The organism is Pseudoxanthomonas sp. CF125, assembly GCF_900104085.1.
Classification (GTDB): domain Bacteria; phylum Pseudomonadota; class Gammaproteobacteria; order Xanthomonadales; family Xanthomonadaceae; genus Pseudoxanthomonas_A.
The window spans coordinates 274,082-286,317 of record NZ_FNLD01000003.1; the positions used below are offsets into that span (position 1 = coordinate 274,082).

Below are 12,236 nucleotides of genomic sequence, written 5' to 3' on the forward strand. Positions count from 1 at the left end.
TTTGCGTTGGGAGCCATAGTCGCTGGGTCCCCGCCTGCGCGGGGATGACGACCGAGTAACGCGCACGAAGGATTTGTCCATGACCATCGCCCATGCCCAATGCCTCTGCGGCGACTTGAAACTGCAAGCCACGCTGCCCAGCAAATGGGTGGCGCATTGCCATTGCAGCCTGTGCCGCCGCGCGCATGGCGCGGCGTTCGTGACATGGGTGGGAATGGACGCCACGCGATGCGTGTTCGACGATCCCAAGCAACGGCTGCGCTGGTACCCATCCACGCCCGGCGCCGAGCGCGGTTTCTGCGGCCGTTGCGGCACGATGATGTTCTTCCGCTCCAACCGCTGGCCCGGCGAACTGCATATCGCCCTGGCCCACTTCATTACGCCGGTGGACCGTGCGCCGCAGATGCATGCGTACTGGGAAGACCATGTGTCATGGGCGAATGTGGACCCCGGCGATGGCCTGCGGCGCAGCACGCCGAAGAAGCCGTAGGTCGGGGCTACGCCCCCGACGCACGGGAACTCTGAAACTCCGGGCACGTCGGGGACGTAGCCCCGACCTACGATGGATCTTCGATGCGCCAGACTTCGCCGGCCGGATCCAGCTCCATCGTCACCATCTCCTCGCCGCGCCAGCCGAAGCCGCAGATCGCCAACGCGCCTTCGCTGAGGCGATCCAGGCCCAATACCTGCTCCAGCGGCACTTCGTTGATGGCGCAGGTGATATAGGCGCCCAGACCGGCTTCAGTGGCCGACAGATACAGGGTCTGCGACAGGTGCCCCGCTTCCAGGGTAATGGCGCGATAGGCTTTGGCGTGGTTGCGGTATTTCCAGAAGGAGCGGTCGTAGCGCGGCGCCATCAGCGCCATGACGTGCGCGTTGGCGAACCAGTCCTGCTGGGCGACGGCCTGCAGGGCCAAGTCGTACAAGGGTTGTTCGGGCGAGGGCAGTGGTTCCAGCGCGTGAGTCGTGGCGTGATAGTGGTACAGGCCGGGCGCCAGTCCTTCGACGTTCTGCACGATCAGATAGGCCTCGACCGGATGCAGGCCGCCACCGGAAGGGCTGGTTTTCTTCAGGAAGACGGTGTCGTCGCTGACCCGCACGTGCGATTGAGCGGCGAATACGCGCTCGATCAGTTGCGCGAACAGGGCATACGGCAACGGCCGTTCCGCATCGAAATTGCGGCAGGTGGCGCGGCGGGCGAGCAGGTGGTCGAAGTCGGTGCGCGCGGTCCGTGGCAGCGGGATGCGCTGTTTTTCGTCGCCACGACCCATCGCTTCCACCGGCGGCGCGCCAAGGACTTGGCGCAGTTCGCCGGCGGTTTCGGTGCCGGTGTCCTGCATGGCTTGAACGGCATCGGCTTCCTGCCAACGGGTGAAGGCATGCAGGGTCGCGGCCAGAGGATGCCAGTGCACGCCGCGCAGGATCTCGTCGCATTCGCGATGGATGGCATGGCGTTTACCGGTGCCCACTATCAGGCCTTTCTTCAGCAGGCTCTTCAGTACGCCTGCATCGGCCAGCGTGCCGCTGTCGATCCACTCGTCAGGGCTCAGGCTGCCCAGCAGCTCGCATTCGGCGGCGTCGACCCTGATTTCCACCCCCAGATGCGGCGCCAGCGCGACCCAGCCGAGCTCGCGGCGCAGTCCATTGCCGCCCGCCAGCAGCATTTCCAGGTCGAAGCCCACCTCTTCCCGAGGCTCCAGGTACAGCACTTTGCAACGGCGCACCTTCATGGTGCTTTCCCCTGTTTCGACCTCGACGCGCAACCCTACGGTTGTTTGGCAACACGGACAAGGCTAGATTGTCGCGCAAGAGGCTCGTTTCGAGGCCTTTAACTGGGGAACAACATGGCAACTAAGAAGACGGGCGCGTCGGGGAAGGCCGCGCCTCTGGATCCGAAGGTCGCGGGCAAGCTGCTGGACAAGCTGAGCACGGACAACGAGTTTCGCCGGCTGTTCAAGAAGGATCCCAAGGCAGCGCTCCTGAGCGTTGGCTACAAAGAGCCGGAAAAGGGCGGAGCTGCCATATACGACTGCTGCCAAGTCCAAAGCATCGCGCCCAAGGCGGACATCATCAAGGCGCGGACTGCACTCCTGAGCTATCTGACGTCCGGCATGTCACAAGGTCCGATTCAGTTGAACGTCGCTAGTAGCGCAGCGCGACGTTCTCTCAAGTGACTGGGCAGGTTGGCCGTCGACCATTGCCGGTCGAACTCGTTCAACTCTTTCCGGGCTTCTTCTTTACGGTCCATTGATAGCAACAACTCGGCTGCCAGCAAGTGTGCGAGGGTGGTATCGGCCACATTCAGCGCTTGCTGGCACCAGCCGCAACTCATTTCGGTATAAGCGCGTCCGCGGTGGCCCATGAGCCAGATCGCCTCGTTCAGCGCTTTGCCACTGTTTCCGTTCGCCTTGTAGGCTTCCAACAAGGCTGTATGGGCCTGGAAAGGCTCATTGCCATCGACAATCGCTTCAAGCTTGGCCACCGCCTCGCCGGTCTTTCCGGCCATCCGTAGATCGTTGGCCTCCAACACGGCATACAAAGAACTCGTAGGCGAAGCGCTCCACAGGTCGCGCTTGCCCTGCAACTTGCCCCTGATCCGCTGCTGAAGACTTCTGTCGCCGATGCGCTGAGCGAGAATGCCAGCGGAAATCGCGGCATAAACATCATCTACGGCATCGGACCTAACTTTCGGGGCGAAAGCGGCGGCTAACGATTGGTCCGCTAGTTTGTTCAGGGTAGCCAGCGACGAAGCGTCCTTGCCCTGCATCCAATCCACAACCGCGCCCGGATACATCGCGGCCCGCGCACGCAACGACTGCGGACGTGCCAGCGAGAGGACCTCATCGGCTTCTTTGCGCGCCTCCTCCCATCGACCTTGGTCCAAGGAGATGCTGACCGCATCGAACGGAACACTGGAAAAGTTTCTGACCAGTAGCCATGTCTTTTGGGCTGCTGCGAACTGTCGCTTGGCGGCGTAGGTATTCGCGAGCCGGACCGCAGCCGACGTCCCCTTTCTCGCATCCGCCTTGAGAAACGCCTGCTCGGCCTCATCCAGCCGCTGCAGGGCCAGCGCGTGCCGGCCCACCAGATCCCACGAAAGCGTCGCGAACTCGTTCTTGGGTGAGGTCGCTCGCCGGGCGGACACCAATCCCTCCCCAAAGCGGTTGCGCGCAAGCATGGCAATGCTGACATTGGCCGAAGCGCGGAAAAATTCCGGATACATGCTCGCCATTTGCTGCCACTTGCCGAGCGATTGCTCGGGGTCGTCCACTTCCGCGGCCCATGCTTCCAAATACATTTGATCGCGAGGCGGCAGACTCTCGCGCAAGGCGAGAGCAGCGCGCAAGGACTGCTCGCCGCCTTCGAGGTCGTTCACTGCATTGCGCGCGCGCAACTGACCCACGTACGCCAAGGCGAACTTCGGGTCGAGCTTCGTTGCCCGACTGTAGAAACCCGCAGCCTCCTCATAGCGACTGCGGCCGAAGGACTTTTGCCCCAACGCATACGCGCGCAGAGCATCCAGGTTCCTAGTCGTCACCTGCGGCAATGGTTCTGAATCTTTTTCGATCGACGCCAGCGCCTCACCCAGTTTTCCACGCAGCGCGCCAGTGACGGCGTCGATGGAATCCAGCGCGGACCCTACGCCAACGCCATCGGCCGATTCGGCGTACACGGTGGTCTGCGTGCGTGGATCGATGATCTCCGCGCTGACCCGCACCCGCCCACCCACCTCTGACACCGTCGGCAAGATCACGGCACGCACGCCATCGCGCACGGCGATCTCCGACGCCACCGCGCGGTCCAGCAACGTCCCCGGCTGGCGCTGCATGCGCGCCAGCGTGTCCCGCGCCTTCATGTCGCTGAGCACGTTGACGTAACGCGACTGCTCCAGACTGATGCGGAACGCCTGCGACAGCGAATCGTCCAACACTTTCTCGCCGGTCAGGTTGCGCAAGTCGCCCACCACCACCCAATCGCGTTCGGCGAAGGCGATGGCCGGCTGCGGCTTGGTGACGAACCACACGCCCACGCCGATACCCACCACCAGCATCAACTCCACCGCCAGCGCCGCCGGCCGCCGCCACAACGGCGTATCGCGCCAGGCCTTGGCGATATTGGAAGGCGCGCGCAATGGCGCAATGCCGACCTCGCCTACCTCATAGACTTCCTGCGCCTCGGGCACGCCCTTGAAACGCCAGCGCCCGTACGACTTCCACAACAGGTTCTGCCCGCGTTCGCCCAGCTCGCGCGCGGCGCGGTGGGTCAGCGATTCGGCCACGGCCGAGAGCAGGATCTGGCCCGGGCGCGCCAGCGTCATCAGACGCGCGGCCATCGGCTTGGCCAGGCCTTCCACTTCCAGCGGCTTGGCCCCGACCAGCACCGCCGCATCGCTGTTCTTCCAGGTCAGCACCTCGCCCACGTGCAGTCCGGCGCGCGCCTGCAATTCCAGCCCGCGCGTCTGGCCAAGCTCGCGCAGGCCGCGGGTGTAGTCCAGCGCGAAACCCAGACCATCGATAGGCCGTTCAAACAGCAGCAGCAGGCCGTCGGAACGATCGATCAGACGCCCGCGCCATTCCTGCTGCAGTTTCAACACCAGATGATCGTGCTCGCGGAACAGCTCCGAGGCCGGCGTATCGCCAAGACGCTCCACCAGGCCCGTGGAATCGACCAGATCGGTCAGCAGCAGCGTCCGCAGCTGCGGACCTTCGAGCGGAAGACGGCCGATATCGTTCATCCCTTCGCCGCTCCGCCTTTCAATCCTGCCACTCGACGCGATCGCCGCCGGCACTCTTGGCGCGGTACAGCGCCTGGTCGGCCTGTGCATACCAGTCGTTCCAGTCGCGCGACGGATCGACCAGGCAGGCGCCGACGCTCAGGGTGGTGATCAGCGGCGGCGACGGCTGCATCTGCTGCAGCGCGCGCGCGGTGCTGACCACGAAATCGGCATAGCGGAACATCTCTTCGCGGTGCTGCGCCTTGAGCAGCAGGCAGAATTCGTCGCCGCCCAGCCGGCATGCGAAATCCTGCGAAGCGGACAGCGAGCGCAGGATGTTGGCCACGCTCTGCAGCACGCGGTCGCCGAGCAGGTGCCCGTGCATGTCGTTGACGTCCTTGAACCGGTCGCAATCGATCAACAGCAGGCCGTAGCCATGGTAGCCGCCGTTGTTGCGCCCCTGCTCGAGGAACATGGCCAGGCCGCGGCGGTTGTACAGCGAAGTCAGTTCGTCGGTGCGGTTGAGCTCTTCGCTCTTGTCCAGCCGGTGCGAAGTGACCCGCAGACTGTCCAGCGCGGCCTGCAGCTCCTGGTTGCGGCGGCGCAGGCGGTGGATCAGGCCCTGCTCGTTGGAGACCACGCGCATGATGGCCCGGCGCAGGAAATGCGAGACCAACCCGGCATTGCGGTCGACCAGCACCTGGAACTCGTGGCTCTTCAACTCCAGCAGCACGCCATCGGCGATCGCCGTAGCCGATGCGGCGCGGGCGTGATCGCCGATCAGCAGTCCCAGCTCGCCGAAGAATTCGCGCGCGCCCAGATGCTTCTCGTTGAGGTCTTCGCCGAAATCCAGCGCCACTCCGCCTTGCAGGATCACGAACATGGTGGTGCCCAGCTCGCCGCGGGTGAACAGCCTTTCGCCCACCGTTACCGGACGCACGTTTCCGACCTGCGCGAAAAGCTCGCACTCCTCCGCCGACAGCACCGCAGTGGTCGGATCGATGGGCAGTTCCTCTGCGGCCGGACGCACTGGCTCGTAGCCAGCGACCAACGCTGCGGTCTCCGGATTCATCACACGCCCCAATTCGCGAATCCGGAGGATATCACCACAATGCGCCCCCAAAGCACAGACGACAGGCCGGTTTCCCGGCCTATCGTCGGATAACGTCAACTGCGGGGCTTTCCGGCCTCAGGCGGCCTTTTCGCCGTGGAATTGCTCCTCCTCGGTAGAGCCCTTCAGTGCGGTGGTCGAGGACTGGCCCTGCTGGATGGCCTGGGTCACGGCATCGAAGTAGCCCGTCCCCACTTCGCGCTGGTGCTTGACCGCGGTGAAGCCGCGGTCGGCGGCGGCGAATTCGGCCTCCTGCAGCTCGACGAAGGCGCTCATCTGGCGGCGGGCATAGCCATGGGCCAGGTTGAACATGGAGTAGTTGAGCGCATGGAAACCGGCCAGGGTGATGAACTGGAACTTGTAGCCGTAGCCGGCGATTTCCTTTTGGAACTTGGCGATGGTGGCGTCGTCCAGGTTCTTCTTCCAGTTGAAGCTGGGCGAGCAGTTGTAGGCCAGCAGCTTGCCCGGGAACTTGGCGTGGATGGCCTCGGCGAATTTCCTGGCGAACTCCAGGTCCGGCTTGCCGGTCTCGCACCACACCAGGTCGGCATAGGGCGCGTACGCCAGGCCGCGGCTGATGGCCTGGTCCAGGCCGTTGCGGGTCTTGTAGAAGCCCTCGACCGTGCGTTCGCCGGTGATGAAGGCTTTGTCGTTGGGGTCGATATCGCTGGTCAGCAGATCGGCGGCCTCGGCGTCGGTGCGTGCGACCAGCAAAGTCGGCACGCCCATCACGTCGGCAGCCAAGCGCGCGGCGTTCAACTTCTCGATGGCCTCGCGGGTGGGCACCAGCACCTTGCCGCCCATGTGGCCGCACTTCTTCACGCTGGCCAGCTGGTCTTCGAAGTGCACGCCGGCGGCACCGGCCTCGATCATCGCCTTCATCAGCTCGAACGCATTGAGCACGCCGCCGAAACCGGCCTCGGCGTCGGCCACGATCGGCTGCAGGTAATCGACGCTGTCGTCGCCCTCGGCATGGTTCAGCTGGTCGGCGCGCAATAGCGTGTTGTTGATGCGCTTGACCACCGCCGGCACCGAATCGGCCGGGTACAGGGACTGGTCGGGGTACATCTGCCCGGCCAGATTGGCGTCGGCGGCGACCTGCCAGCCGGAAAGGTAGATGGCTTTCAAGCCGGCCTTGACCTGCTGCATGGCCTGGTTGCCGGTCAGCGCGCCCAGCGCGTTGACGAAGTCCTCTTTCTGCAGGTAGCCCCACAGCTTCTCCGCGCCCAGGCGGGCGATGGAATGCTCCACGTGCACGGTGCCGCGCAGGCGCACCACGTCGGCGGCGGTGTAGTTGCGGGTGATGCCGGCCCAGCGCGGGTTGCTGTCCCAGTCTTTCTGGATCTGTTCGGCGGTCTGCAAAGTGCTCATGGTTGTTCTCTTCCGTGGGTAAGGAGGTAATGCTTTGTAGGAGCTGCGTAAGCTGCGATCTTTGAACAGTTCGAAGAAGAGCGGTCGCAGCTCACGCAGCTCCTACAGCGGTCGGTCAGTCGAGGTATTCGTAGGCGGGCAGGGTCAGGAACTCGGCCAGTTCGTCGGCATGGCTCAGCTTCTCCAGCAGGGCCATGGCTTCGGCGATGCGCTTGCCGCCCGGCAGCGCGTCGGTGTCGCCCAGCTTCGCCGGCAGATTCAACAGCGCCCGTTCCAACAGGGCGAAATCGATCAAAGTGCCGTCGGCCAGATGCAGATTGTCCGAGTGCAGCCATTGCCACAGCTGGGTGCGGGAAATCTCGGCGGTGGCGGCGTCTTCCATCAGCCAATGGATCGGCACGCAGCCGTTGCCGTCCAGCCAGGCGGCCAGATAGCGCACGCAGACTTCCACGCTGCCTTCGAAACCGGCCGCAGTGATCGTGCCCAGCGAAGGCTTGATCAGATCGTCGCGGGCGACCTTGACGTCTTCGCGCAACACGCCGTGCTGGTTCGGCGCCGGCATGTGTTCGTCGAAGATGCCGCGCGCGATGGGGATCAGCGCCGGGTGCGCCACCCAGGTGCCATCGTGGCCGGCGCTGACTTCGCGCAGCTTGTCCGCGCGCACCCGCGCCATCGCCTGTTCGTTGGCGGCCTCGTCGCTGCTGATCGGAATCTGCGCGGCCATGCCGCCCATCGCATGCGCGCCGCGCTGGTGGCAGGTCTGGATCAACAGCTCCGAGTACGCCTTCAGGAACGGCTGGGTCATGGTGACCTGGCCGCGCTCGGGCAGAACTTTGTCGCGGTGGCGGCGGAAGGTCTTCAGGTACGAAAAGATGTAGTCCCAGCGCCCGCAGTTGAGGCCGACGATACGGCCGCGCAGCGCATGCAGGATCTCGTGCATCTCGAACACCGCCGGCAGCGTTTCGATCAGCACGGTGACCTTCATCTGGCCCTGCGGCAGGCCCAGCGTGGTTTCGATGTGCGACAGCGCGGTCTCCCACAGCGCCGCCTCTTCCATCGACTGCAGCTTGGGCAGGTAGAAATAAGGGCCGCGGTCCTTCGCAGCCAGAAGCTTGGCGTTGTGGAAGGCGTACAGGGCCAGATCGAACAGGCCGCCGGCAATCGGCGCGCCGTCGATCAGCACGTGCTTTTCGTTCAGATGCCAGCCGCGCGGACGCACGATCAGCACGGCCTGTTCCTCGAACGGCTTCAGTGCGTACTGCTTGCCATTGTCTGCAGTGAACTGCAGGGTGCCGGCCACGGCGCCGATCAACGACTGCTGGCCGGCGACCAGATTGGCCCAGGTCGGCGAGGTGGAATCCTCGAAATCGGCCATGAACACCTTGGCACCCGAATTCAGCGCATTGATGACCATCTTCGGGTCGACCGGGCCGGTGATCTCCACCCGCCGGTCCTGCAGGGCGGCCGGCAAGGGGGCGACCTTCCAGTCGCCCTCCCGGATGGCGCGGGTGTCTTCGCGGAAGTCCGGCAAGCCGCCCCCGTCGAAGAAGGCCTGTCGCTCGCGGCGGGCGGCCAGCCGGGCCTGGCGCTGAGGTTCCATCAGGCGGTGCAGCGAGGCCAGCAGCTCCAGCGCAGCCGGGGTAAGCAGGCTGGCCTGTCCGGGCGCGGTGGCGGTGATTTCGATTGCGCTGGTGGGCTGGGACTGGGCAAACACGGCAGACATTGGGCTACTCCTCGGCAATTACGGGCTACCAGCGCCATCAAAACCTGCCGTCGCCCCCGCGAAGGCGGGGATCCAGCAACTTTCGCTTCTGCGCGGAAGCCGCTGGGTTCCCGCCTTCGCGGGAATGACGGCCGTAGGTTTCAGGCCATTCAAGCTGGGCGCTCACCGTGCTCCCGCACCATTTATTTGACAACACAGTTTTATCAATGCAATTAATAAGCTTAGCTTATATGGTGCATCGCAATGCCTGACAAGCCCATCGCAACCCCCCGATTTCCTTACAAATCGGACCGGCTCAAACCCTTGCGCGCGTTCTGCCAGACGGTGCGTTTGGGGTCGGTTTCGCGCGCTTCGGAAGCTTTGTACGTGAGCCAGCCGGCCATCACCCTGCAATTGCAGGCGCTGGAGCGCGAGCTGGGGGTGGGGCTGTTCGAACGCAGCGGCAGGCGCCTGACCCCCACCCGCGAGGGCCAGCTGCTGTACGAACTGGCCCAGCCGCTGGTGGAAAGCCTGGACGGGCTGGGCAGCAGCTTCCGCGAAAAAGTCCGCGGGCTGGACGCCGGCGAACTCAACATCGCCGCCAACAGCTCCACCATCCTCTATCTGCTACCGAAGATCGTGGAGCACTTCCGCAGCCAGCATCCGGAAGTGCGCCTGACCTTGCACAACGCGGTAAGCGCCGACGGCACCGACCTGCTGCGGTCCGATGCGGTGGATCTGGCCGTGGGTTCGATGCTGGATGTACCGCAGGATCTCAGCTACGAGCCCGTTTACCGTTTCGAGCCCCTGCTGATCGCGCCGCCCGATCATCCGCTGATCAAGCAGCGCACGCTGAAGCTCGAGGACCTGTCGCCCTATGGATTGATCCTGCCGCCGAAAAGACTGGTGACCTACCGTCTGGTCGATCTGGTGTTCCAGCAGAACCGCGTGCCGTACACCGTGGCGCTGGAAGTAGGCGGCTGGGAGGTGATCAAGCAGTACGTGGCCATGGGCATGGGTATTTCCATCATCACTTCGATCTGCCTGACCGACGCCGACCGCGACCGCCTGGCCGCGCGGTCGCTAAGCCAATGGTTCCCCGCACGCAGCTATGGCGTGGTGGTGCGCAAGGGCAAGTACCTGTCGCCACAGGCGCGGGCATTCATCGAGCTGATCCAGCCGGACCTGTTCACCCGCCGCAGCTACGACGACACCGGTCATTCGGAACGTTAGAAGAATCGGCGTGGCAACAATAAACGCCTGAAATCGGCGATTGATATTGAGAGACTCGGTGATCGCTTTTGCCCCCTTTGGAAAAGGGGGCTACGGGGGATTTGCTCTTGATCTTGCTTTCCCGGCGATCAAGAGCAAAAGCAAATCCCCCTCAATCCCCCTTTTTCAAAGGGGGAGGCGACACGGGGACTCGGCCCTCAGTGCCGCAGTCCGGGAATGAGGCCGAACAGGACGAACGGTACGGACATCGAGCTTCAGAGGGCGCCCGGTTTGCTCCCAGCCAGGCGGAAGACCACGCCGGCAACCAGGCCGGCAAGACCAACGAAGAAGGCAACGGCGGCGGACGCAGGCGTCTGGCCGGTCGAATAGTAGATCGCGACGGCGATGGCCAGGCCGACGGCGAACGGAACAAGAAAGCGGCGGGCAAGCACGATGTCGATGAGGCTTCCCCCAAGGTCGAAAAGATCGAGTGCCATCGCTATCTCCCGTCGTGATTCAACTCTGTTGGCCGTCTGCTGCCGCCTGACCGATCCACAACCTGTTTCCGTCGGGATCGTCGAAGCGGAACTCGGTCATGTCGTAGAACGAAGTCTCCAGGTCGGGAACGGCCAAGCCGTGGTCGCGAAGCTGTCGGTGGTACTGCTTGACGTCGTCCGGGTACAAGTAGAGAACGGACGTGCGCGGACTCTGCGGATGGACGTTGATCGACTCATCCACCATCAGCCGGCACTCGCCGAAACACAGCATCGCCCAGCGCCAGCTGTCGTTCCTGTTTTCGACGGTGAAGCCGAGCTTCCGATAGAACTCGACGCTGGCGGGCATGCTCCTTACCGGCAGCATCGGGATGAGACGGGTCATCTTCATAAGAACCTCGCAAGGTCGGGATATAGCGCCTTCCAAGCCGGTTTTCGAAACGCTTTCGGCTTGAATGACAGCCAGAAGCAACTCAGTAATCGCACTTCAAATCTCCTTCTATGACGCTGGATCCGATGCTGAGGATGGCGCGGCCGTCGACCCCATTGAGGTTGAATGAAGGCGGCATGGCAAGATTCTTCGGGTTACGGAACTCAAGACTGACTTTCCTGGCCCTTGGACTGAAATGCTTGAGCGAATAATCCGCAGGATTGAGCGCAACCGGCTTGCCGGACCCGAATGTCGTTGAGCTGAAGACGATGACCGGGTCCGCATCGCCGTAACCGATAAACTCCAACTCGTAATAGCGGGGCGCTTCGCCGGCCGAGAATGTGCAGGCGGTTTGCGAGGCGAGAGCGGACTGACTCATGAGGGCCAGCAGCGTTGCGGCGGAAGCGAGCTTGCGGATCATGTGCCGGATTCCTCGATTGAACCGCGTCGGAAAGCGCAGTGTAGGGCGGGCCTTCTGCCGCGGTAACCATCAGTCGGTCCATCATTGCCCATTGCCGCCCCACCGCTGAACCAATCCGGGCCGCCACGCGACCTCGGTTTGGAGGAATCGCCTGCCCTCATTCCATGGGCTGGCGGATGATGGTTTTCCACTTGGCCGGATCGGCGCGGCGGATGTCGCTCAGATACACTTCATGGTGCTTTCCGGCAAGCGCCGAGCGCGCACCGATGAAATCATGGACCCGCTGGATAGTCGGACCTTCGTCGCTGAATGGGCCGATGTGAAGCGTCTGCGCGCATAGTCCTTCGGTAAAGCTCTCCAGCCTGAGCGAATCCAGCGCAGGAAGCGCTTTCTTTCGCTTCACTTCCGCAATGGCCGCATGAACAACCGCCTCCTCCAGAAGATGAGGCTGCATGATCATCATCGTCCATTTCCACTTCGACCTGTCGTCGGCGGCGAAAGAGGACATGTCGTCCGACCACCAAAGCCCTTCGAGAGGCATGACCGCATAGTCGATGCCTCTCGCTCCCTTCTTCATCATGAACTTCGCCGTGTAGGAAACGGAGAACAGCGCTTCCACCGCTTCGGCATACTTCTTCGATGTATTGGGATCGCCTTCGCCGTCCACCATCAGGAACCGGAAAGCCGGCACTTCAACCTGCACCACCACCTTTGCGGACGGCTGATAGAGATGCTTCAGTTCCTTCTTGAGATCGATTTTCTGCACTAGCGGTCCCGATGA

The 12,236-nt window shown here is 63.4% G+C and carries 12 protein-coding genes; 3 read left to right on the plus strand and 9 right to left on the minus strand.

Features of this window, described 5'->3' with window-relative positions; genetic code table 11:
• Positions 1-79 precede the first annotated feature (79 nt).
• Entirely contained in the window at positions 80-490 is a 411-nt protein-coding gene (locus BLR66_RS14795; protein WP_093288683.1) for a GFA family protein, read from the plus strand.
• A 67-nt stretch (positions 491-557) separates the two neighbouring features.
• On the opposite strand, the gene BLR66_RS14800 is transcribed toward BLR66_RS14795, so the two are convergent.
• Entirely contained in the window at positions 558-1,730 is a 1,173-nt protein-coding gene (locus tag BLR66_RS14800; RefSeq protein ID WP_093288686.1) for a putative peptide maturation dehydrogenase, read from the minus strand.
• A gap of 114 nt (positions 1,731-1,844) precedes the next feature.
• Between BLR66_RS14800 and BLR66_RS14805 the strand changes: the two genes are divergently transcribed.
• Positions 1,845-2,174, plus strand: a complete 330-nt coding sequence (locus BLR66_RS14805; protein ID WP_093288689.1) for an NHLP-related RiPP peptide — start codon at positions 1,845-1,847, stop codon at positions 2,172-2,174.
• Here BLR66_RS14805 and BLR66_RS14810 read toward each other — a convergent pair.
• From BLR66_RS14810 to aceB, 4 genes are all read right to left on the minus strand, one after another.
• On the minus strand, positions 2,129-4,735 hold the full coding sequence (locus BLR66_RS14810; protein WP_093288694.1) for a putative peptide modification system cyclase: 2,607 nt from the start codon (positions 4,733-4,735) through the stop codon (positions 2,129-2,131). The two genes, BLR66_RS14805 and BLR66_RS14810, sit on opposite strands and share 46 nt — an antisense overlap.
• Before the next feature lie 19 nt (positions 4,736-4,754).
• The gene (locus BLR66_RS14815; protein WP_093288699.1) at positions 4,755-5,786 is read right to left on the minus strand and encodes a GGDEF domain-containing protein; all 1,032 of its coding nucleotides are present in this window, start codon (positions 5,784-5,786) and stop codon (positions 4,755-4,757) included.
• A gap of 117 nt (positions 5,787-5,903) precedes the next feature.
• Positions 5,904-7,196, minus strand: coding sequence for an isocitrate lyase (gene aceA, locus BLR66_RS14820; protein ID WP_093288705.1), 1,293 nt, complete (start codon positions 7,194-7,196; stop codon positions 5,904-5,906).
• A 115-nt stretch (positions 7,197-7,311) separates the two neighbouring features.
• Positions 7,312-8,919 carry a malate synthase A gene (aceB, locus tag BLR66_RS14825; RefSeq protein WP_093288710.1) on the minus strand — a complete coding sequence of 536 codons (1,608 nt, stop codon included), beginning with the start codon at positions 8,917-8,919 and terminating at the stop codon, positions 7,312-7,314.
• A 243-nt stretch (positions 8,920-9,162) separates the two neighbouring features.
• Here aceB and BLR66_RS14830 point away from each other — a divergent pair, with 243 nt between their 5' ends.
• Entirely contained in the window at positions 9,163-10,131 is a 969-nt protein-coding gene (locus tag BLR66_RS14830; RefSeq protein WP_093288714.1) for a LysR family transcriptional regulator, read from the plus strand.
• Between the two features lie 254 nt (positions 10,132-10,385).
• Here the strand turns inward: BLR66_RS14830 and BLR66_RS14835 are convergent, their stop codons facing one another.
• From BLR66_RS14835 to BLR66_RS14850, 4 genes are all read right to left on the minus strand, one after another.
• Positions 10,386-10,607 carry a hypothetical protein gene (locus tag BLR66_RS14835; RefSeq protein ID WP_093288719.1) on the minus strand — a complete coding sequence of 74 codons (222 nt, stop codon included), beginning with the start codon at positions 10,605-10,607 and terminating at the stop codon, positions 10,386-10,388.
• Positions 10,608-10,626: 19 nt separating this feature from the next.
• On the minus strand, positions 10,627-10,989 hold the full coding sequence (locus BLR66_RS14840) for a VOC family protein (RefSeq protein WP_176943900.1): 363 nt from the start codon (positions 10,987-10,989) through the stop codon (positions 10,627-10,629).
• Between the two features lie 88 nt (positions 10,990-11,077).
• The gene (locus BLR66_RS14845; RefSeq protein WP_093288727.1) at positions 11,078-11,455 is read right to left on the minus strand and encodes a hypothetical protein; all 378 of its coding nucleotides are present in this window, start codon (positions 11,453-11,455) and stop codon (positions 11,078-11,080) included.
• Between the two features lie 157 nt (positions 11,456-11,612).
• A complete protein-coding gene (locus BLR66_RS14850) occupies positions 11,613-12,221 on the minus strand; it encodes a GyrI-like domain-containing protein (protein WP_093288731.1) in 609 nt (202 codons plus the stop codon).
• Positions 12,222-12,236: the final 15 nt, after the last annotated feature.